This is a genomic window from Caulobacter vibrioides OR37, from assembly GCF_000372645.1.
In the GTDB taxonomy this organism is placed as follows: Bacteria; Pseudomonadota; Alphaproteobacteria; order Caulobacterales; family Caulobacteraceae; genus Caulobacter; species Caulobacter vibrioides_E.
The window spans coordinates 259,652-279,305 of record NZ_APMP01000001.1 but is presented as its reverse complement, the minus strand read 5'-3'; the positions used below and the strand labels follow the sequence as shown (position 1 = coordinate 279,305).

The window sequence follows — 19,654 nt, the reverse complement described above, 5'->3', positions numbered from 1 at the left end:
AGAGCCATGATCGAGCGCAGACCGTTCGACAAGCTTGGCGGCGCCGACCACGGTTGGCTCAAGGCCAAGCACCACTTCTCGTTCGCCAGCTACTACGATCCCCGCAACATGAACTGGGGCGCGCTGCGGGTCTGGAACGACGACGAGATCGCCCCCAACACCGGCTTCCCGCCGCATCCGCACAGCGACATGGAGATCATCACCTATGTTCGCGACGGCGCCATCACCCACCAGGACAGCCTGGGCAACAAGGGTCGCACCGTGGCCGGCGACGTCCAGGTCATGAGCGCGGGCACGGGCATCCGCCACTCGGAATACAATCTCGAGTCGGAAACCACCCGGATCTTTCAGATCTGGATCGAGCCCAAGGCCTTCGGCGGCGCGCCGTCGTGGGGCGCCAAGCCCTTCCCGAAGGGCGACCGCTCCGGCAAGTTCGTGACCCTGGCCTCGGGCTTCGAGAATGATAACGACGCCCTGCCGATCCGCACCGACGCGCGGGTTCTGGGCGCGACGCTGAAGGCCGGCGAGTCCGCGACCTACGCCCTGGGCAAGGACCGTAGCGGCTATCTGGTGCCGGCCGTCGGCGTGGTCGAGGTCAACGGCGTCAAGCTGAACAGCCGCGACGGCGCCGCCATCAAGGACGAGGACGCCATCACCGTCACGGCCCTGGAAGACGCCGAGCTGGTGCTGGTCGACGCCGCCTAACCCTTCAAGAAACCGGACGCGGGAACCGCTATCCCGCGTCCGCCCTCTTCACGTCTACGAGATCAAAAAAGGAGGCCCTCATGGCCAAGGTTCTGGTGCTCTACTATTCGTCCTACGGTCACATCGAGACCATGGCCAAGGCGGTCGCCGAGGGCGCTCGCGAAGCCGGCGCTCAGGTCGACATAAAGCGGGTTCCCGAAACCGCGCCGCTGGAAGTCGCTCAAAAGGCCCACTTCAAGCTCGACCAGGACGCTCCCGTGGCCACGGTCGAGGATCTAGCCAACTATGACGCCGTCATCGTCGGAACCGGCACGCGCTTCGGCCGCATGAGCTCGCAAATGGCGGCCTTCTTCGATCAGGCCGGCGGCCTCTGGGCGCGTGGCGCTCTGCACGGCAAGGTGGGCGGGGCCTTCACCTCGACCGCCACCCAGCACGGCGGCCAGGAAACGACCCTGTTCTCGATCATCACCAACCTGCTGCACTTTGGCATGGTGATCGTGGGCATGGACTATGGTCACGCCGGCCAGATGACCCTGGACGAAGTCACCGGCGGCAGCCCCTACGGCGCCACGACGATCGCCGGCGGCGACGGCTCGCGTCAGCCCAGCGAAAACGAGCTGGTCGGCGCCCGCTATCAGGGCCGCAAGATCGCCGAGACCGCCCTTAAGCTGCACGGCTAAGACCTTAGCCAGCGGCCGTTCGACACCCCTCCCCCCTTAGGTCGGACGGCCAGTAGCCGCCCCGAAGCCGCGAATGGTTTCGGGGCGGTTTTTATCTGGTCTGGATGGTCAGATCCAAGCCACGCGGGTTTAGTGCTTTGGATCGAAGTCCGGCTTCTGCGCCGCGACATAGGCGTCCCACTCGGCCTGGCTGTGGATGTCCAGCCCTTTGTCCCAAGCCGCGCCCATATAGTAGACGAACGGCTGGCCGGGCATGACCTTGACAAGGACCAGGTAGTTGTCGAAGTCCGAGCGCACGTCGACGACGGAGTTGGGATCGACCATCAGGGCGACGCCCATCGAGCCCTTCTCGGGCTCCGCGCCCTCCCAATAGGTCACCCGGCCCGGCGCCAGATCCTTGCGGAACACGCCAGGGCCGCCCGGATGCTTGTGCTTGGAGATCCCGATGCCGACGATTAGCGGCCCGGGTTTGTCGGAGCGGATGGTCGAGACCATGCGCGTGAAGTTCGTGCCCAGGGGCAACGCGAAGGTCCGCGTCTCCCAGACCTTGCGGTTCACATCCACCGGCCAGGGCGCGTAGTCGACGCTGAACTTGGCGACGTCGGGACCGTTCTTGATCAGCTTCCAGGATGTCCAGTTGCGCGAGGTCCACAGTTTGTTGTCGTACCAGATCCCCAGGCCGCCGGCGCCGCGCGCCGTGCCCACGTCGTAGAAGTCCAGGCCCTCGCCGTGATAGCGGTGCTGATCGCCCGTCTTCAGCTGGCGCTCCATGAACGGCCAGCGCACCTGCTTGCCCCAGGCGTCGATGCCCGAGCTCGATGGCGGCTCATTCGCTTCCAGCGCCTTGCCGTAGATGCGGTGCGCGGTGCGGTCGTTTTCCCAGAGGATGTCGTTGAAGCGGTACGGCGCCAGGCTGACCGTGGCTCGGGGCTTCTGTCCCTCGGCGTCGGGTTTCTCCAGCGTCGCGGACACTCCGGCGTGCTCCTGCGCGATCGCGGCGGAAACCCCGAGCGACAGGACGGCGGCGAGAACGAGGGTCTTGGTCATCGGACGCGCTCTCAGTGGAATTGCGGGAACTGGGCCAGGGCGGCGCGCGCGCACCGATCAGCGGTCTCATGGCTCGTGTCGGCGACGGCCAGGCCTCCGACCACGAAGGTTCCGACGCGCAACGGCAACGAACCAACGTGCGGATTGAGGCGCTCGGGATCGGCGGCGAGTCTGGCGGCGAAGTCGGGATCGGTCTTCTGACGCGGTTCGAGGACGCTGCCGGGCTCACCGAAGACCACAGCGGTGTTGGCCTTTCGGGGCGCGGCGATCGGGGGCTTGGGGCTCATGTCATCCCGCAGCACGACCAGGGGAACACCCTGGGCGTCGACCACGGCGGCGGAGACATGCTCTCCCTTAGCCACGCAGGCGTCGATGGCGGCCCGCGCCAGCTCGATCGCGGTGGGAAGCGTGAGCACGCGCGGCTGCGGCGGCGCCGTCAGGCCGGCCGCCAAGGCCAGGATCGCCAACATGCTGCTTCCTCCCAGAAGTCTTCACCTCTGGATATACCGACGTCGCAAAATTGGTCTATCCAAAAATTCGATATCGACGAAATTGGATAGTCCAAGCGGGTTAGACGTCCCGCAGCGCCAGGGAGCGACCGCGCCAGCGCAGCCACGACGCGACCACGACCCCAAGCCCGAGCCAGATCAGCCCGCCCAGCTTGGCCATTGGATCGGCGTTGACCAGCACGTAGCCGATGATGGCGGCGCCCAGCACCGGCGCGATCAGGTGACGCCACAGGCTGCCACCGTTCGCGCCCGCCCGGAAATGCAGGATCACCGAGACGTGCAGGGCCATGAACCCGGCGAGCGCGCCGAAGGTCACCAACGAGGTCAGCTGCTCCAGCCGCTCGCTGAAGAAAAGACCCGTGACGATGGTGATCGCGGCGATCAGCAGGACGCCGCGATCCGGGATTTTCCGCGCGCCGCTGACATGGGCTAGGAACCTGGGCATCTGGCCGTCCCGCCCCATGCTGTAGAGGATCCGCGCCGCGGCGGCCTGGGCGACGCCCGCCCCGGCCAGGGCGCCCAGCGCCATGCCCCCGACCGACACCGCCAGCCGGAAGCGCGGTCCACCGATGGTCTCGGAAACCACCAGGAAAGCCGTCGCCGCCTCGTCACCGTCGGCGAACCGCGGATGCCCGAGAACGAACAGGCTGGCCAGATAGGTCTGGCCGATGAACAGCGCCGCGGCCAGGGTCAGCGACAACAGGGTGGCGACGCCGACGGCGCGCGCGCCGCCCTTGGCTTCCTCGGCGAGGGTCGAGACCGCGTCGAAGCCCAGAAAGCTGAGCACCGCCAGCGACAGCGCCCCGAAGATCAGGCTTGGAGAAATCGCCTCGAGCTGGACCAGCGGCGCCAGGCTGAGATGGGCGCCGCCCACGCCATGGGCCAAGGCCCAGCCTCCGAAGCCCAAGAAGGCGACCAGCACGGCGACCTGGGCCAGCAGCAGGAGGCGATTGACCCAGACCGCCGCCTCCAGGCCAGCCAGATTGACCGCGGTGATGGCGACGATGAAGCCCAGGATCAGGGGGATCTTCGGCAGAACCGGGAACAGCACGTGCAGGACCGTGGCGGCGATCACGTAGGACAGGGTCGGCAGCAGGATGTAGTCGAGCAGAATAGCCCAACCCGCCAGGAACCCGGCGAAGGGGCCCGCTCCTCGCGCGACATAGGCGTAGACCGAGCCCGACAACGGAAAGGCGCGCGACATGGTCAGGTAGCTGAGCGCGGTGAAGGTCATCGCCACCAAGCCAACCGCGTAGACCAGCGCGGGCATCCCGTGGCTGGCGTTGTAGACGAAGCCATAGACCGTGAAGGGCGCCGTGGGTCCAATGAAGATCAGGCCATAGACCACCAGGTCCGTCAGGCTCAGCGAACGCTTCAGCTCCTGCCGATAGCCCAGCGCCTCGAGCTCGCGCTCGGCCGTCTCGAAGTTCGCCATGTCCACCGCCCCCGTGGCTCGGACGCGCCCCCGCCCCGCCAGACTCGCAGGCTAGCCTTGTCGTAGGTCAAGCTTCAAGCGACGCTTCACCGCGTCACGCGGGCGGACGAACGACCGCGACCAGCCAGCCGCCGCCCCAGGGCGTGTTGATCACCGCCTCGTCCAGCACCTCGCCCATCGCCTTCAGCCGATGCCACAGGCGCAGCGGTTTGAGCGCCAGCCACATGGTCAGGCCCACGGCGCCGCCGGCCTTCAGGTTGGGTCGGTAATGGGCGATGATCGTCTCAACCTCGCCCAGATGTTCGATGCATTCGGAAAAGACCACGACGTCAAAGGTCTCGTCCGTCTGGAAGTCGCGGCCGTCGCCCAGCAGCATCTTGACCTCGCCGATGACGATCTCGGGCGCCAGGCGCGTCTCGGCCCGCGCGACGGCGAGTTTGGAAAAGTCGACCCCAACATAGCGGGCCGGTCGGTGCGGCCGCAGGGCCTCGTAGAACACCCCCTCGCCCGCCCCGATCTCCAGCACGCGCGGATTGGGCCAGCGGTCGGCGATCATCGCGGCCAGCAGCCGATGATGATGGCGCTGTTCGGAACGGCTCAGGCGGTCATAGACGCCGGCCTGGTATTCGGCGTCCCACGTCTCGACCGGCGCGGCGACGATCGGCTTGTGGCGCTTGCGCATGAACAGCTCGCCCAGCGCCGGATTGTCCAGCGACAGCAGCTCCGTGAACCGGCGCCAGCGCAGATAGGCCATGATGTTTCCCCGAAACCCTTGCCTCGGATAGGGAAAGGGCCCCGGACTGTCTAGTCCGAGGCCCTCCCAGTGAGTTCAGGGTTGCTGCGAGCGTTTAGCTCTTGTGAGCCAGCGCCGCCTGGGCGGCCGCCAGGCGCGCGATCGGCACGCGGTAGGGCGAGCAGGACACGTAGTCGAGGCCAACCGTCTCGCAGAAGGCGATCGAGGCCGGGTCGCCGCCGTGTTCGCCGCAGATGCCCAGCTTGACGTCCGGGCGCGCGGCCCGACCGCGATCGGCGGCGATGCGGATCAGGTCGCCGACGCCGTCCTGGTCGAGGCTGACGAAGGGGTCCTTCTCGAAGATGCCCTTGTCGATATAGGCGTTCAGGAACTTGCCGGCGTCGTCGCGGCTGATGCCGAACGTCGTCTGGGTCAGGTCGTTGGTGCCGAAGCTGAAGAACTCGGCGTTGGCGGCCAGATCGCCGGCGCGCAGGGCCGCGCGCGGCAGTTCGATCATCGTGCCGACGGTGTACTTCAGGTCCACGCCCTGCTCTTCCAGCACCGCCTTGGCGACGCGGTCGGTCAGGTCGCGCAGGTACTTCATCTCCTCGCCCTTGGCGACCAGCGGGTGCATGATCTCGGGGACCGGCGCGGCCTTGCCCGACTTGGCGATCTCGCACGCGGCCTCGAGGATGGCCCGGACCTGCATTTCGTAGATCTCGGGATACGAGACGCCCAGGCGGCAGCCGCGGTGGCCCAGCATGGGGTTGGTCTCGTGCAGTTCCTTAGCGCGGCGCAGCAGCTTGGCGGCGTCGAGGCCGGTGGCGGCGGCCACGGCTTCCACGTCTTCCTCGGTGTGCGGCAGGAACTCGTGCAGCGGCGGGTCCAGCAGGCGGATCGTGACCGGCAGGCCTTCCATGATCGTGAAGAGCTCGACGAAGTCGGCCTTCTGGAACGGGGCGATCTTGGCCAGGGCGGCGCGACGGCCCTTTTCGTCGTCGGCCAGGATCATCTCGCGCACGGCGGCGATCCGGGTGTCGTCGAAGAACATGTGCTCGGTGCGGCAGAGGCCGATGCCTTCCGCGCCGAACTGGCGGGCGGTCTTGGCGTCGAGCGGCGTCTCGGCGTTGGCGCGCACCTTCAGGCGGCGGACCTGATCGGCCCAGCCCATCAGGGTGGCGAAGTCGCCGGTCAGCTCGGGCTCGATCATCTTCGGCGCGCCGGCCAGGATTTCACCGGTCGAGCCGTCGATGGTGATGATCTCGCCGGCCTTGAACTCGCGCCCCCGGACGCGGAACAGACCTTCCTTCTCGAAGATGGCGACGTCGCCGGCGCCCGAGACGCAGGCCCGGCCCATGCCGCGCGCCACGACGGCGGCGTGGCTGGTCATTCCGCCCCGCGCCGTGATGATGCCACGCGCCGCGTGCATGCCGTGGATGTCTTCCGGCGAGGTCTCCTCACGCACCAGGATCACGGCCTCGCCGGCGGCGGCGGCTTTCTCGGCCGCGTCGCTGTCGAAGACGATCTTGCCGGTCGCCGCGCCGGGCGAGGCCGGCAGGCCGACGGCGATGACGTCGCGGTGCGCGGTCGGGTCGATGGTCGGGTGCAGCAGCTGGTCCAGCGAGGCCGGCTCGACGCGGCCCACGGCCTCTTCCTTCGAAATCACGCCCTCGGCCGCCATGTCGACCGCGACCTTCAGCGCGGCCTTGGCCGTGCGCTTCCCGTTGCGAGTCTGCAGCATGTAGAGCTTGCCCTGCTCCACCGTGAACTCGATGTCCTGCATGTCGCGATAGTGACGCTCCAACGTCTCCACCACCGACTTGAACTGGGCGAACACCTCGGGCATCGCCTCTTCCATCGAGGGGGCGGTGTCGCCCATTTCCTCGCGGGCGGCCTTGGTCAGCGACTGCGGCGTGCGGATGCCGGCCACCACGTCCTCGCCCTGGGCGTTGATCAGGAACTCGCCGTACAGGCGGTTGTCGCCGTTCGATGGGTTGCGGGTGAAGGCGACGCCCGTGGCCGAGGTGTCGCCCATGTTGCCGAACACCATCGACTGGACGTTCACGGCCGTACCCCAGCTTTCCGGGATGTCGTGCATCCGGCGATAGAACTTGGCGCGATCGTTCATCCAGCTCGCGAACACCGCGCCGACAGCGCCCCACAGCTGCTCCTGGGCGTCTTGCGGGAACGGCTTGCCCAACTGATCGCGGACGGCGGCTTTGTAGTCCTTGATCACCGCGGCCCAGTCGTCGGCGGTCAGGCCGGTGTCGACATGGACGTCCAGGCGATCCTTATGGTCGTCGAGGATTTCCTCGAACATGTGGTGCTCGAGATTGAGCACGACGTTCGAGTACATCTGGATGAAACGGCGATAGCTGTCATAGGCGAAGCGGCGGTCGCCGGACAGCTTGGCCAAGCCTTCGACGGTCTCGTCGTTCAGGCCCAGGTTCAGGACCGTGTCCATCATGCCCGGCATCGAGGCCCGCGCGCCCGAGCGCACCGAAACCAGCAGCGGGTTCGCCACGTCGCCGAACGTCTTGCCGGTGATCTCCTCGATCTTGGCCAGACCGGTCTTCACCTGCTCGGCCAGCTCGGCCGGGTACTGCTTGCCGTTGGCGTAATAGTGGACGCAGGCCTCGGTCGTGATCGTGAATCCCGGCGGCACCGGCAAGCCCAAAGCGGACATCTCGGCCAGATTGGCGCCCTTGCCCCCCAGGAGGTTTTTCATGGACGCGTCGCCATCGGCGCCGCCTCCCCCAAATGCGTAAACCCACCGGGCCTTGGTCAACGTCTCAACCGGCATATGATCTCACCCTGCGATAAGTGAAGAAGGCCGCGTCTCTCTGTTGGAGACGTCTCGCCCTGGAACAAGCGCTGCTCGTCGTGTCCCGCAGTGCAATATCCGGGCGTTTCACTAGCACCTCGCCCAAGAACGCGTCCACTGGCGGTTGGCGTTCCAGGCGATTAGACGAGAATTCGGCAAATAATTCCAATGACAACGTTGTCCCGTCGACCGGGCTCGCGAGCATCGCGTCAAATGCGCCGCGAATCCTCGACTTGAGAGGGGTACGGACGATCAAGACCCCTTGTCCCCGCGTCGCGGAAGGCCTTTTCTGAAGCCCATGTCGCCCGTCATCGCCCGACTCGAACCGTCTCGAAACGACGCGGACCCGACCCTGGCGGACGCTTTGGCGGACCTCCACACCCGGAGCCGCCAGATCGCCTACCGCGGACTTTATGGCGACGCGTTCCTCGACCACGAGCTGGCCGCGGTCTCGCGAGCCTCCTGGCGGGCGCGGTTCGAGAACCACGACTCCGCTCGCGACCTGATCCTGGCGGCGATCGAGAACGGCGCGCCGGTCGGCCTGGCCTACGCCTCGTTCCGGCTCAATCCGGCGGTCGGCCTCCTGCTGGACAACCTGCACGTCGCGCCCGGGCGCAAGGGCGACGGCCTCGGCTCGGCGCTCCTGGCCGGCGTGGCGCGGTGGCTGATCGAGGATCATGCCAGCGCGCCGCTGCACCTGGAGGTCTATGCGCCCAACGCCTCGGCCCTCGGCTTCTACGAGCGCAAGGGCGGCGTGGCGGTCGCGCGCTATCGGGAAACGGTCCCCGGCGGACGCGAGACGGACGTGGTGCGATACCGGTGGGAGCGGCCAGCGTCGCTCCTTTAGGAGGATATCGCCCGCTTCAATCCATCGAAAAACGTCGACGGCTTTTGGAAAGCCCTATTCGGTCCATTGGAAGACTTCTTCGAGAGACTTTCCGAGCACCCTCGCTATCCGAAAAGCCGCTTCGAGGGACGGGGAATATTTACCCTGTTCGATCGCGGCAATGGTCTGGCGCGTCACGCCGATGCGCTCACCCAATTCCGCCTGTGTCATCTCGCCGGCGAGGAAGCGAAGCGTTCGGAGCTGGTTGGTGATCTTGCCCTCAACCATTCCAGCCTCGCCGATAGCTGACGACCACGACGCCGTACCTGACAACCTCGGCGACGACCAACGCGAGCAGGGCCGCATTACTGATCCGCCATCCCTGTTCGCTGAACGGCATAACGACTCCCACCATGATCATGCCGATCAGCAACACGAAATAGGCGATACGGGCGCTGCGCCGATCGATCGCGCGGTCCCGCTCGTCGGCTCGGGCTTGGGCTTCCTTGCCGGCCCGCGCGGCGAGAACGATGCTTCCGACGATCATTACAACCGCCTGCGCGATCGCCACGCCACCAAACAGGAGCAACATGGCGAGCATGGATCGCCGCTCCCCCGCGACTAGGGCGAAATAGACGCCATAGGCGACAACCATCACCGACAAGGCCAACCACGCCTGCTTCTCACGCCACGCCATGGCGATCCTCCACGTCAATTATCTCCGACTCAATGTTATTTATATATAACATTGAGTCAATAAAATTTGACGAATGGGGCGGGTTCGCGCCAAAACGAAAGCGGCGGGCGACCGTTTCCGGATCACCCGCCGCTCGCCCCCGTGGAGCGCCGATGTCGGCTTTCGTTAGCCGCCAACCGGCCGTCCACTGTCTCTAGAACGGGATTTCGTCGTCCAGATCGGCCGAGAAGCTCTCGCGCGGGCCGCTGGGCTGGCTGCGTTGGCCGCCGCCGAAGCTGGAGCCGCCACCGCCGCCGCCGGAATAACCGCCGCCATAGCTGTCGTCGCCGCCGCCCGACGACATGCCAGAGCTATCCCCGCGCCCGCCCAGCATGGTCAGTTCGCCGCGGAATTTTTGCAGGACGATCTCGGTGGAGTACTTCTCGACGCCCGAATTGTCGGTCCATTTACGGGTCTGGATCGCGCCCTCGATATAGACCGTCGAGCCCTTGCGCAGGTACTGTTCGGCGACCTTGACCAGGTTGTCGTTGAAGATCACGACCCGGTGCCATTCGGTCCTTTCCTTGCGCTCGCCGCTGTTGCGGTCGCGCCAGGTTTCCGAGGTGGCGATGCGAAGATTGGCGACGCGGTCGCCCGAACCGAGGCTGCGGATCTCGGGATCGGCCCCGAGATTGCCCACCAGAATGACCTTGTTGACGCTGCCCGCCATCGACTGACCTTGCTCTCGCCCGGCGACCCTCGCGCCGGAATCCGAGCATGACGTTAACGAGACGCTAAGACGGAAGCAAGTTTTGTTCTTGTAACGTTCTTGTGGGCAAGCAAGACGGCTGTGGACGGACGATGAGGCCGCCCTTCTCGGGCGCCCGCCTACTCGGCGGGAACGCGACGGATGGCGCCCGGAACCGCCAGGCGTCCATCGCCGGTGCGGACCAGCGACATGTAGCGCGGACCTTCAAAGGTCTGGCCCACGTAGATGCCTTCCTTCTCGATGAAGATGAAGGAGCCCTGATAGGCGCCGACCATGCTCTTGTTGTTCGACTGCCCCAGGCGCACGAAGCGGATGCGCATCCCCTCGAGGGTCGCGGCGCATTCCTCAAGCTGCGGCACGTTGTGGGCGACCGGGTTGAAGCGCAACGACTTGTCCTTGTTCGCCGCCACCTGGAAGCAGACGCCGGTCTCGAACGGCGCCTTGGTCTCTTTTTGGCAGCCGGCCAGGGCGAAACCCGAGGCGGCGAGGACGATGGCGGCGAGGACGGTCTTTTTCATGGATTACACTTATAAACCTATCCGGCGTTGGGGATAGTGCAGTTGGTCGATTGTTCGAACGCGGCATGGAAGCTGCGGTTGTCGGACGAGATCTCGACGCGGCCAGGCACCAGGCGCAGCGTCTGCTCGCCCCAGCGGCCGTAGGTGGCGCCGCCGGGCTTCTCGCAGCGACCGTTGAAGAGCTGCTGAGCGCAGGCGTTCAAGGTGATGTCGCCCGGCAGCCGTCGCCACTCCGCGCCGGAGTAGCGCCAGCAGCCACCCAGGGGCGCGTTGGCCGAAGCGCTGGTCGGCGCGACGGGCGCGCTGGCGGGCTGCGTGGGCGTCGCCGGAACGGAAGGGGTCGCGGCGGGCGGCGGCGGAAGCGGCGTCAGGAGGGTGCCGGCCTGGTCGGCGGCGGCCAGAGCCCCGGTTTCATCCACGCCGACGTCGAGACCGCCGGTCGCCACGCCGTTCTTCTTGGCGCATTGGGCGAGTGTGATCTCGCCCACGAAATTGCCGCCCACGAAGCAGCGCAATGGCCGGGCCGGGTCCAGCTTGGTGTCGTCGGCGCGCCCGGTCTCGACGATCAGGCCGCCGCGCGAGGCCGGCGGCTCCTCGGCCGGCTTCTTGTCGTGACCCGCCATGAGCGCCACGGCGATTCCCAGGCCGGCCAACAAGGCCAGACCGGCGCCGCCGCCAAGGATGATGCGTCGATCTTTGAGAAAATCCATGTCCACTGGCTACGACGCGTCGATGACGCTTTCAAGCGCGAGCGTCCGCTAAGCCGGCTCGGGCCGCTGGTTCAGCCGCCGCCGGTCAGGCGATCCAGGGCGGCTTGGTAGTTGGCGATCTGGTTGGTCAGATAGGCTGGCACCGTGCCGCCGGTCTTGCCCGAGGTCGGCGAGTTGCCGCTGCTGTCCAGTCCCAGGGCCGTGTTCGAAACGTCGCGATAGGCCGTGCGGATCTGGGACATGGCCCGGGTGATCACCAGGGTGGCGTTCTTGCGGCCCGCGTCGGTGGTCAGGTCCAGCTCGGGCGTCAATTGCAGGCCATAGGCGGGCCCGCCGCCGTCCGCGGAGACGGTCTTGCCATTGCTGTCGGTCTTGGTGGCGCGCACCACGCCGCCGGCCAGACCCAGCGACTTCAGGACGTCCGTGCCGCCCTTCCCCGCCACGATCTCGATGGTCGAGCTGTTCGAGGCCGGGCTGATCTTCAGCACGTTGCTGGAGCCGCTGGTCGAGATGTCGACCTTGGCGCGATAGCCGGTGGCCTGCTTGATCTTGTCGGCCAGCGTTTCAAGCGTGTCCTTGGCGTCGATGGTGATCGTCGTCAGCGGTCCGCGCTCTCGCGTCCGGATCTGGAAGGTGTCCCCGGCCCGGGCGGTCGTCGCCGAGGTGATCCGGTCGGACTGGCTGTAATCCATCGTCCCCGTCGGGAGGCCCAGGACGTCGAGGGCCGAGGCGCCGGACTTGTCGACCGCGACGGAGGTCGGGGTAGCGATGCCGTCCTTGCCCGTCAGCCGCTGGCTCCAGTCGACCGCGCCCGTCCCGACATTGATCTGGGCGACATAGCCGTCCTTGGTGCCGACCGTCGACTGGCCGTCGAGGTTCGCGCCGGCCGAGCCGACCAGCCAGGCCGTGCCGTTGGAGACGTCGAAACCGGTCACCGTGTCATTGCCGGTCCCGCCGTAATAGGTCAGCGCGTCCGCGCTGGTGTCCCCAAGATCCAGCGCCATGCGGCCGACGAAGGCGTCCGTCCCGCCTTGCGGCGCGGTCGTCGCGCCGCCGATCGACATCAGATTGTTGGCCGTATAACCGCCGACATAGAGCTGGCCATTGTCGATCTTCAGGCCGACAAGGTCGCCGCCCTTGAGGGAGCCCAGGTCGCGCGTCGCGCCGGCTGTCAGGGTCGCCGACTTGGTATAGGTCACCGCCACGTTCTGCATGGCGCCGTACTGGTCAAGCTGATTGACGTTCTCGGTCACCACGTTGGGCGAAACGTCGAAGCTGCGTAGCTTGGCCTCGCCGTTCTCCTTGGAGCCGACGATGACCTGCGAGCCGTTGACGACGATGTCGGAGACGGAGTCGTTCTCGGTGGTGCCGAACTGCTGGGTGAACAGCGACTTGGGCTGGCCGTTGGCGTCGTTGGCGTAGGCGGTGAGATAGGCGTCCCAGCCACCGCTGGGGTCGGTGCTTGTCGCGCCCGGCAGGCCGGCCTTTGTGCGACCGCCCACATAGAGCACGCCGTCGGAGCCGAACGCCACCGCCGTGGCCGCGTCGTCGTCCAGGCTGCCCCGGCGCACGGTCCATTGTTCGTTGCCGCTGGAATCGTAACGCGTGACGAAGCTATCGCTGGTCGTGCCGGCGTCGCTGCTGTTGATGGGGCCGTTGACCGCGCCGTCCAGGCGGCCGGTCACCGAGCCCGCCACGGCCACGCTGCCGTCATCCGCCACGGCCAGGGACAGGCCGCTGGCGTTGTCGGTCGCGCCCAGGGTGCGGGCGTAAAGCAGATGGCCGGCGCTGTCGTATTTCAGGAGCGCGGTGTCGCTGCTCCCCTTGATCACCTGGCCATTGATGTCGGTCTGGCCGTTCACCGGCGTGGCGACGTCGGCCAGCATATAGACCGAGCCGTCAGCGCCGGTCACCGACTTGTGGACCGTCGAAATCGTGCCCTGCAGGGTCTCGGTGAAGACCTTGCCGCCCGGCGCGCCCGCCCCCGCGCCCCCGCCAGCGCCGGCGGCGCTGTACTTGGACAGGGTGTTCTCGATAACCCCGTCGTTGGTCAGCGGGTTCTTGTCTGGATCCGGATCGCCCGATTGGGTTGTGACATAGACCGCCGGAGCCGCCGAGGGCGCGCTGAAGGTCAGCTGTTCGGTGGAGTCGCCATTGATACGCAGCGAGAAGTCGTCGCCGGTGGACGGCAGGGTCACGGTCTTTCCGTTGACCTGCATGGTCTGGCCCTGGGTCGCTTGGCGCTGGACCGAGAACGAGGTCCGGAAACCGGCGTCCTTCAGCTTGTTGTTCATGTAGGCGACGACATTGCCCATCGTGCGCGGCGTGGACCCCATCTCGGACAGATCCATCGCCACATTCGTCGTCACGCCGAAGCTCTTGACCGCGACGTTGAACGTCACCGCGCCCTTGAAACGTGGGACCTCATCGTCCACCTGGCCGGTGTACAGCGTATCGGTCTGATAGGTGTAGGTGGCCTTGGGCACGCCGACGCTGGCCTTGTCCGACGTCATCACCGACCCGGTGCTCAGCCGCAGCTGATCCAGGGACAGCCCTTGCACATAGGCGCCGACCTCGCCGAGTCCTCTGGTCAGGGCCTTCTGCAGCCCGTCGATCTGCCCCGCCGTCTCGCCCTTGGCGCCGGCCTGGGTGACCAGGGCCGACATGGTGTTCAGCGCCTGATAGGTGGCGAACAGCTTGGCGTAGTCCGGACTAGCGCCCTTGAGGCTGGAAGTGTTGGCGGCTTCGTCGACGAACTTGTGACCGCTCAAGGCCTGGCGAACCAGATCGCTGGTCGGGGGCGTCTTCGCCGCCAGCCAAGGCGCCGTCGGAACCACGGCCTTGGGCTTCCCCGTCGCCGTGGGCGTGGAAGATCCAGACGCGCCAGCGCCCGTCAGACCAGCCTTGGCCTGATAGTAGCTGAGCAAAGCGCTGGTATCGAAGCTGATCACGGCCCTGTCCGGACGAGACGCGGAATATCCCGCGTCTACATTCGCCCGGCGATCACTTAGGACTCGTTAACGGGAGCCTAAGCGGCGATCAGATTAGCGTCGGACAGCCCTCGGCGCGCGGCCTCGCGCAGGTCGGCCCATTCCGACGACAGGATGCCCAGCAGAACCACGTCGCGAGGGCGTCCGCCCTTGAGCACGTGCCCCCGCAGATAGCCCTCGCGACGGAAGCCCGCCGCGGCCTGGGCCTTCAGGGCCGCGTCGTTGTCGGCCATCACCTCGGCGAACACCTTGTGCAGGCCGAGCTCGCCGAAAGCCCTGTCCAGACCCAGCACCTGGGCGGCGCGGCCGACGCCCCGGCCACGCGCCTCGGCCGAGCCCAGGAACCAGTTCCAGCTGGCGCGACGGTGATGGCTGCTCAGGCCCGTCAGGGTCAGCAGACCCATGGACGCGCCGGCGCGCGTGATCATCCAGCCGCGCATGTCGGGATCATTCCGCAGCGCCTCGAACCACGCGGCGTGGGCGGCATGGCTGGGAAGGTCGGCGTCGGACATCCAGCGGTCGACCTCGGGTTCGGAACGCCACTGAAAGAGGACCGCCTCGTCCTCGTCCCGCAAGTCGCGCAACTCGATCATGCTCGTCGCCGAATCCCCGTTTTCCCGTCGGGCAGTTTAGCCCGGCGAACGTGACAGACCTAGGCGCGTCACGGCGATGTCAGCCGCCCTTGAACAGTGAGAGGATGATTTGCGGCGCGTTGTTGGCGATCGACAGGGCTTGGGCGCCCAGTTGCTGCTTGACCTGAAGGGCCTGAAGGCGAGCGCTTTCCTTGGCGAGGTCGGCATCGACAAGGTTGCCGACGCCCGTCTCCAGAACGTCGCTCAACTTGCTCACGAAGGTGTTGTGGGCGTCGATCTGCTTGGCCTGTGTGCCGAGATTACCCAGCGCCTGGGTCACCGAGCCCATCGTGGCGTCCAGGCGGGTGAGCACGCCCGCCGCGTTGGCCGGGGTCAGGATATCGTCGGTAGTCGTCAGCGTGTTGATCGGGCCGCCGACCGACAGGTTCTGCAGAGACAGGGTGATCGCCTGAGCCGCGTCCGCGTCGGCCAGGAAGGTCATGTTGGCGGTCTGGCTGCCGTCCAGCAGGTTGGAGCCGTCGAACGAGGCCGTCGACACGACCTTGCTCAGATTGGCCAGCAAGCCTTGGAAGTCAGCGTTCAGCGACTGGCGCGACGAAGTCGACAGCGAGGTGTCCTTGGCGGAAATCACCTTCTCGCGCATCTGGCTCAGCAGGTCGGTGACCGACTGGCCGGCGGCGAGGGCCACGTCGGCGATCGAGGTGGCCCGATCAAGGCTCATCTTGACAGAACCCAGAGCGCTCTGGTCGGCGCGTTGGCTCTGGGCGATGGACCAGACGGCCGCGTTGTCCTTCGGCGTGGAGATGGACTGACCCGTATTGATATGGGTCTGCGTCATCTGCATGTCGTCGTTGGTTTTATTGAGATTCTGCAGCGCGATCAGCGCGGGCTGGTTCGTATTGACGCTCAGCGACATGCGCGGCCTCCAACTGGCTTTTGCCGTGGTTGCGATCGCGCGCGATTCGACGCGCGATCTCCTCGCCGTCGAGACTGGGGTCAGAAAGTAAGATTATGGTTAACGCTTATAAACCATAATCCTTGAGGCCTGCGACACGGGGCCGCGGATCAGGACTCCAATATTAAAGCCTCCAACGACCTGTCGGTCAGGCCTTGCCGTTATAGACGTGCCCGGACTCGTAGCGCGCGGCCTCCCGGAGCTTGAGGATCTCCTCGCGAGGGAACTGCTGGAGCGTCTCGCCCGTGCGACGATCGACGGTCTTGTAGACATAGTCGCCCGACCCTGGGTCCTGGTCGATTACCAGGCGCAGGTCCCCTGGTTGGGGCCCCTTGTCGACCGGCGGCTCGGGCTTGGCCCGCGGAGCGGCCTGATCGACCGCGCTCGGCCCTTGAACGGCTTGACCCGAAACGACAGCGGCGCCCGCGGACAGGTCCGGGGCGTTCGAAGCGGGCGGTGAAACGGCGATGAAGTCTCTGATCGCCGACAATGCGGCCTTAGGTTCCATCCTCTGATGCCGGCGTTGAGCGCCGACCCTCCTCTCTTTCCTTTGGCTCTACTCCGTAGCCTCACCCCGACGAGAAGATCGGAGGCGAGTCCGAGGACCCGCCCCCCCCTCTTCCAAATCCTTAGCCGCGGAACAGGCTCAGGATCGACGACGTGGACTGGTTGGCGATCGACAGCGCCTGGACGCCCAGTTGCTGCTTGGTTTGCAGCGACTGCAGCTTGGCGCTTTCCTTGGCCATATCGGCGTCCACCAGGTTGCCAACGCCGGCGCTCAGGCTGTCTTGCAGCTTGCCGACGAAGGTCAGGTGGGTGTCGAGACCGGTCGAGCTGGTGCCCAGCGAGGCCAGTTTGTTCGTGGCGGTCTGCAGGGCGTTGGTGATCGTGGTGATCATCGTCTTGGCCGAGGCCGCGTCGGTGATCGTGGAGCTGGCCGAAAGGCCGATGCCGGCCAGCGACAGGGTCTGCGCGTTGACGGTGAAGCCCGAGCCGTCCGAATTGGCCAGGAAGGTCAGCTTGGAGGTCGTGCCGTCAGCGACGCTGACGCCGTTGAACTTGGCGTTGGTGGCGGCCTTGGTGATCTGATCGCGCAGCGACTCGAAGTCAGCCTTGAGGGCGTTGAACGAGGCCGTGTTCAGCGAGGTGTCGGACGCAGCCAGGGCCTTCGACTTCATCTGGCTGAGCAGGTTGGTGATGGTGTCACCGGCCGCCAGAGCGACGTCGATGGTCGACTGGCCGCGCTGCAGCGAGTCCTTCACCGAATTCAAGCTGTCGGCGTTCGCCTGCTGGTTCTTGGCGGTGGCCCAGATCGCGCCGTTGTCCTTGGCGCTACCGACCTTCTTGCCGGTGCTGATGCGTTGCTGCACCATGGCGAGGTCGCTGTTGGTCGAGTTCAGATTTTGCAGCGCCGCGAAAGCGTTCGCGTTCGTATTGATGCTGTTCAAGCCCATACGACTAATTCCCTTTTCAAGGTGTCCGACGCCATTTTGGCTGCCGGGAGCGTTTTGCTCGAAAAGGTCTGTAGCAATTGCCGGGCCAATATTGCCGGGCGGACATGTTTTTATAAGTTACTGAAAAATATGAATTAAACTTCTATTAAGCCTGAATGCTCCCGGCATTTTCTGCCGATGACGAGCCGCCATAGGCAATTATTGCCGGGCACAATATGCGCACCCAGCGGGAAAGAGGCGCCGGACGGCTTTTGAAGGCCGTCCGGCGTATCGGGATCACCCCTTGAACAGCGACAGGATCGACTGCGGGCTTTGGTTGGCGATCGACAGAGCCTGCACGCCCAGTTGCTGCTTGGTTTGCAGCGACTGCAGCTTGGCGCTTGCCTTCGCCATATCCGCATCCACCAGGTTGCCGACGCCGGCGTTCAGACTGTCCTGCAGCTTGCCCACGAAGGTCAGGTGCGTATCCAGACCGGTCGAGGCCGTGCCGAGCGAGGCCAGCTTGTTCGTCGCCGTTTGCAGCGAGGCAGTGATCGTCGCGATCATCGTCTTCGCGGAAGCAGCATCGGTGAAGGTCGAGGTCGCCGTCAGGCCCAGGCCGGTGAGAGACAGGGTCTGGGCATTGATCGTCAGCGTGCCCCCGTCCGAATTGGCCAGGAAGGCAAGCTTGGCGGTCGTGCCGTCGGCGAGGCTGACGCCATTGAACTTCGCGTTCGTCGCGGCCTTGGTGATCTGGTCGCGGAGCGATTCGAAGTCGGCCTTCAGCGCGTTGAACGAGGCGGTATTCAGCGAGGTGTCGGAAGCGGCCAGAGCCTTTTCCTTCATCGTGCTGAGCAAGCTGGTGATGGTGTCGCCCGCGGCCAACGCCACATCGATCGTCGACTGGCCGCGCTGCAGCGAGTCCTTGACCGAATTCAGCGAGTCCGCGCTCGACGTTTGCATTTTCGCCATCGACCAGATCGCGCCGTTGTCCTTGGCGCTCGAGATCTTCTTGCCGGTGTTGATCAGCGTTTGTGTCTGAGCGAGCTCCGAAGCAGTTGAATTCAGGTTTTGCAGCGCGATCATGGCGCTGGTGTTGGTGTTGATCGAGTTGAGCATTGGATACCTACCGTTTTGGTGGGATTTGTCCGGCCTATTGCCGGGCGGGCGTTTTGCCCGCGCGAACCGTCGCAAGCGGCGGGCCAACTGGCCGACGCGCGTAAAGGGCGATTAAGTAACTGGTTTAATTGATAATTTTTTGAATGACCGCCCAAAACGAAACCACCCGGCGAATGCAGCATTCGCCGGGCGGCAGGTTTTTCCGGATCTTGATAGGCAAGACGTTCAGTCTTGCGAAGACAAAAGAATCAGGCCGCGTCGACCCGTCCCGACAAGCCCTGCATGATCATGCGATTGATCTCGATCAGAGGCTCGAAATCCTCCTCCTTGCGCATCACGGCGCTGGAGTGCCGACTGACCCAAAGGCTGAGCGAAATGATGCTGGCGCGCAGATCCATCGGCAGCTGGTTTTCGGGCAACGAACAGTCGGTCGCGAGCGCGGACCAGACCTTGCGGTTCCAGTCCAGCGCGTCGATCCGCGTGGCAATGTCGTCCACCGAGGCCTTGGACGCGTCCATGAGGGCGCGCGTCACCTGACCGAACAGGCGGTACTCCATTTCACGGGGATTCTCAGCTCGCGTCGCCGCCTGCTGATACGCCCGAAGAGACATGCCCCAACCTCTCGTCTTCGTATTCAATCAACTTACGGCTCAGCATTAGAGCCTTGTAGTACTCGCGCGCCATCACGTGCTTCGAAATGGCGATACAGTCCTGGAGAACCGTAGGGTTCCGGACCACCCCCATGAACTCATTAAGGCGGCCGGCGAATTCTTCGTAGAACTTCTCGGCCCCTCCTTCGTCGAGGTACATCATCATCACCGGAAAGTAGATCCGACGCGCGGGCGTCGTGACCTGATCCGGTTGCATGATGTCCTTCTCTCGTAGGACGGAGGCCTTGTTCTGGAGCACCAGAACACCGCGCCGATCTCCGTTCTGGACAACGGCGCCGTTGAGAACAAACTTTTCGCCGGGCTTCAGCGACAGCTTCAGAGGCACTTGACGCCGCTCCCTTCCGTTAACGCTGCGAGCCCGATTCCGCCGAGAACGGCGGCTTCGACGGCAAGCTAGGCGAACATCTGTTAACGCCATCTTGCCGCCAGACGGCCGCCCTTGCGACGGTCGGACGCAGCTT

The 19,654-nt window shown here is 65.5% G+C and carries 21 protein-coding genes; 3 read left to right on the top strand and 18 right to left on the bottom strand.

The window, feature by feature from the left end; translation table 11 throughout:
- Positions 1-6: 6 nt before the first annotated feature.
- Both OR37_RS01350 and wrbA read left to right on the top strand, forming a co-directional pair.
- Complete coding sequence (locus tag OR37_RS01350; RefSeq protein ID WP_004615335.1) at positions 7-705, top strand: pirin family protein; 699 nt, start codon at positions 7-9, stop codon at positions 703-705.
- Between the two features lie 80 nt (positions 706-785).
- Positions 786-1,385: an NAD(P)H:quinone oxidoreductase gene (gene wrbA, locus OR37_RS01345; protein ID WP_004615334.1), complete on the top strand. Its 600-nt coding sequence runs from the start codon at positions 786-788 to the stop codon at positions 1,383-1,385.
- A gap of 129 nt (positions 1,386-1,514) precedes the next feature.
- Here the strand turns inward: wrbA and OR37_RS01340 are convergent, their stop codons facing one another.
- From OR37_RS01340 to ppdK, 5 genes are all read right to left on the bottom strand, one after another.
- Entirely contained in the window at positions 1,515-2,432 is a 918-nt protein-coding gene (locus tag OR37_RS01340) for a DUF4861 family protein (RefSeq protein WP_004615333.1), read from the bottom strand.
- 11 nt (positions 2,433-2,443) lie between these two features.
- Complete coding sequence (locus tag OR37_RS20550) at positions 2,444-2,902, bottom strand: GlcG/HbpS family heme-binding protein (RefSeq protein ID WP_004615331.1); 459 nt, start codon at positions 2,900-2,902, stop codon at positions 2,444-2,446.
- Between the two features lie 100 nt (positions 2,903-3,002).
- On the bottom strand, positions 3,003-4,376 hold the full coding sequence (locus OR37_RS01330) for an APC family permease (protein ID WP_004615330.1): 1,374 nt from the start codon (positions 4,374-4,376) through the stop codon (positions 3,003-3,005).
- Between the two features lie 94 nt (positions 4,377-4,470).
- Complete coding sequence (locus OR37_RS01325) at positions 4,471-5,130, bottom strand: SAM-dependent methyltransferase (RefSeq protein WP_004615329.1); 660 nt, start codon at positions 5,128-5,130, stop codon at positions 4,471-4,473.
- Positions 5,131-5,224: 94 nt separating this feature from the next.
- Positions 5,225-7,912, bottom strand: a complete 2,688-nt coding sequence (gene ppdK / locus OR37_RS01320) for a pyruvate, phosphate dikinase (protein WP_004615328.1) — start codon at positions 7,910-7,912, stop codon at positions 5,225-5,227.
- 319 nt (positions 7,913-8,231) lie between these two features.
- Between ppdK and OR37_RS01315 the strand changes: the two genes are divergently transcribed.
- On the top strand, positions 8,232-8,780 hold the full coding sequence (locus OR37_RS01315; RefSeq protein WP_004615327.1) for a GNAT family N-acetyltransferase: 549 nt from the start codon (positions 8,232-8,234) through the stop codon (positions 8,778-8,780).
- Positions 8,781-8,834: 54 nt separating this feature from the next.
- Here OR37_RS01315 and OR37_RS01310 read toward each other — a convergent pair whose 3' ends face one another.
- The 13 genes from OR37_RS01310 to flbT form a co-directional block, all read right to left on the bottom strand.
- Positions 8,835-9,047 (bottom strand): helix-turn-helix transcriptional regulator, encoded by a 213-nt coding sequence (locus tag OR37_RS01310; protein ID WP_004615326.1) that lies wholly within the window; start codon positions 9,045-9,047, stop codon positions 8,835-8,837.
- Positions 9,040-9,456, bottom strand: a complete 417-nt coding sequence (locus tag OR37_RS01305; protein ID WP_004615325.1) for a hypothetical protein — start codon at positions 9,454-9,456, stop codon at positions 9,040-9,042. Before OR37_RS01305 ends, OR37_RS01310 begins: the two co-directional genes overlap by 8 nt.
- A gap of 193 nt (positions 9,457-9,649) precedes the next feature.
- Positions 9,650-10,165, bottom strand: a complete 516-nt coding sequence (ssb, locus tag OR37_RS01300) for a single-stranded DNA-binding protein (protein WP_004615324.1) — start codon at positions 10,163-10,165, stop codon at positions 9,650-9,652.
- Between the two features lie 158 nt (positions 10,166-10,323).
- Positions 10,324-10,722 (bottom strand): hypothetical protein, encoded by a 399-nt coding sequence (locus OR37_RS01295; RefSeq protein ID WP_004615323.1) that lies wholly within the window; start codon positions 10,720-10,722, stop codon positions 10,324-10,326.
- A gap of 17 nt (positions 10,723-10,739) precedes the next feature.
- A complete protein-coding gene (locus OR37_RS01290; protein WP_004615322.1) occupies positions 10,740-11,432 on the bottom strand; it encodes a hypothetical protein in 693 nt (230 codons plus the stop codon).
- Between the two features lie 71 nt (positions 11,433-11,503).
- A complete protein-coding gene (locus OR37_RS01285) occupies positions 11,504-14,383 on the bottom strand; it encodes a hypothetical protein (protein ID WP_004615321.1) in 2,880 nt (959 codons plus the stop codon).
- Between the two features lie 77 nt (positions 14,384-14,460).
- A complete protein-coding gene (gene pseH, locus OR37_RS01280; RefSeq protein WP_004615319.1) occupies positions 14,461-15,015 on the bottom strand; it encodes a UDP-4-amino-4,6-dideoxy-N-acetyl-beta-L-altrosamine N-acetyltransferase in 555 nt (184 codons plus the stop codon).
- A gap of 79 nt (positions 15,016-15,094) precedes the next feature.
- Positions 15,095-15,931 carry a flagellin gene (locus tag OR37_RS01275; protein WP_004615317.1) on the bottom strand — a complete coding sequence of 279 codons (837 nt, stop codon included), beginning with the start codon at positions 15,929-15,931 and terminating at the stop codon, positions 15,095-15,097.
- 187 nt (positions 15,932-16,118) lie between these two features.
- On the bottom strand, positions 16,119-16,478 hold the full coding sequence (locus OR37_RS01270) for a hypothetical protein (protein WP_035016793.1): 360 nt from the start codon (positions 16,476-16,478) through the stop codon (positions 16,119-16,121).
- A gap of 121 nt (positions 16,479-16,599) precedes the next feature.
- On the bottom strand, positions 16,600-17,424 hold the full coding sequence (locus OR37_RS01265) for a flagellin (RefSeq protein ID WP_004615315.1): 825 nt from the start codon (positions 17,422-17,424) through the stop codon (positions 16,600-16,602).
- A gap of 276 nt (positions 17,425-17,700) precedes the next feature.
- The gene (locus OR37_RS01260) at positions 17,701-18,522 is read right to left on the bottom strand and encodes a flagellin (protein ID WP_004615314.1); all 822 of its coding nucleotides are present in this window, start codon (positions 18,520-18,522) and stop codon (positions 17,701-17,703) included.
- 248 nt (positions 18,523-18,770) lie between these two features.
- Positions 18,771-19,133: a flagellar biosynthesis regulator FlaF gene (gene flaF, locus OR37_RS01255; protein ID WP_004615313.1), complete on the bottom strand. Its 363-nt coding sequence runs from the start codon at positions 19,131-19,133 to the stop codon at positions 18,771-18,773.
- Complete coding sequence (flbT, locus tag OR37_RS01250; RefSeq protein WP_004615312.1) at positions 19,093-19,518, bottom strand: flagellar biosynthesis repressor FlbT; 426 nt, start codon at positions 19,516-19,518, stop codon at positions 19,093-19,095. Before flbT ends, flaF begins: the two co-directional genes overlap by 41 nt.
- Between the last annotated feature and the right edge of the window lie 136 nt (positions 19,519-19,654).

What these genes read in the sequence shown, in the direction of transcription:
- ppdK (WP_004615328.1), bottom strand. Translation starts at nt 7,912, where the DNA reads ATGCCGGTTGAGACGTTGACCAAGGCCCGGTGGGTTTACGCATTTGGG.
- OR37_RS01295 (WP_004615323.1), bottom strand. Translation starts at nt 10,722, where the DNA reads ATGAAAAAGACCGTCCTCGCCGCCATCGTCCTCGCCGCCTCGGGTTTC.
- OR37_RS01315 (WP_004615327.1), top strand. Translation starts at nt 8,232, where the DNA reads ATGTCGCCCGTCATCGCCCGACTCGAACCGTCTCGAAACGACGCGGAC.
- pseH (WP_004615319.1), bottom strand. Translation starts at nt 15,015, where the DNA reads ATGATCGAGTTGCGCGACTTGCGGGACGAGGACGAGGCGGTCCTCTTT.
- wrbA (WP_004615334.1), top strand. Translation starts at nt 786, where the DNA reads ATGGCCAAGGTTCTGGTGCTCTACTATTCGTCCTACGGTCACATCGAG.
- flaF (WP_004615313.1), bottom strand. Translation starts at nt 19,133, where the DNA reads ATGTCTCTTCGGGCGTATCAGCAGGCGGCGACGCGAGCTGAGAATCCC.
- OR37_RS01270 (WP_035016793.1), bottom strand. Translation starts at nt 16,478, where the DNA reads ATGGAACCTAAGGCCGCATTGTCGGCGATCAGAGACTTCATCGCCGTT.
- OR37_RS01350 (WP_004615335.1), top strand. Translation starts at nt 7, where the DNA reads ATGATCGAGCGCAGACCGTTCGACAAGCTTGGCGGCGCCGACCACGGT.
- OR37_RS01310 (WP_004615326.1), bottom strand. Translation starts at nt 9,047, where the DNA reads ATGGTTGAGGGCAAGATCACCAACCAGCTCCGAACGCTTCGCTTCCTC.
- ssb (WP_004615324.1), bottom strand. Translation starts at nt 10,165, where the DNA reads ATGGCGGGCAGCGTCAACAAGGTCATTCTGGTGGGCAATCTCGGGGCC.
- OR37_RS01265 (WP_004615315.1), bottom strand. Translation starts at nt 17,424, where the DNA reads ATGGGCTTGAACAGCATCAATACGAACGCGAACGCTTTCGCGGCGCTG.
- OR37_RS01325 (WP_004615329.1), bottom strand. Translation starts at nt 5,130, where the DNA reads ATGGCCTATCTGCGCTGGCGCCGGTTCACGGAGCTGCTGTCGCTGGAC.
- OR37_RS01340 (WP_004615333.1), bottom strand. Translation starts at nt 2,432, where the DNA reads ATGACCAAGACCCTCGTTCTCGCCGCCGTCCTGTCGCTCGGGGTTTCC.
- OR37_RS01305 (WP_004615325.1), bottom strand. Translation starts at nt 9,456, where the DNA reads ATGGCGTGGCGTGAGAAGCAGGCGTGGTTGGCCTTGTCGGTGATGGTT.
- OR37_RS01290 (WP_004615322.1), bottom strand. Translation starts at nt 11,432, where the DNA reads ATGGATTTTCTCAAAGATCGACGCATCATCCTTGGCGGCGGCGCCGGT.
- OR37_RS20550 (WP_004615331.1), bottom strand. Translation starts at nt 2,902, where the DNA reads ATGTTGGCGATCCTGGCCTTGGCGGCCGGCCTGACGGCGCCGCCGCAG.
- OR37_RS01260 (WP_004615314.1), bottom strand. Translation starts at nt 18,522, where the DNA reads ATGCTCAACTCGATCAACACCAACACCAGCGCCATGATCGCGCTGCAA.
- OR37_RS01275 (WP_004615317.1), bottom strand. Translation starts at nt 15,931, where the DNA reads ATGTCGCTGAGCGTCAATACGAACCAGCCCGCGCTGATCGCGCTGCAG.
- OR37_RS01330 (WP_004615330.1), bottom strand. Translation starts at nt 4,376, where the DNA reads ATGGCGAACTTCGAGACGGCCGAGCGCGAGCTCGAGGCGCTGGGCTAT.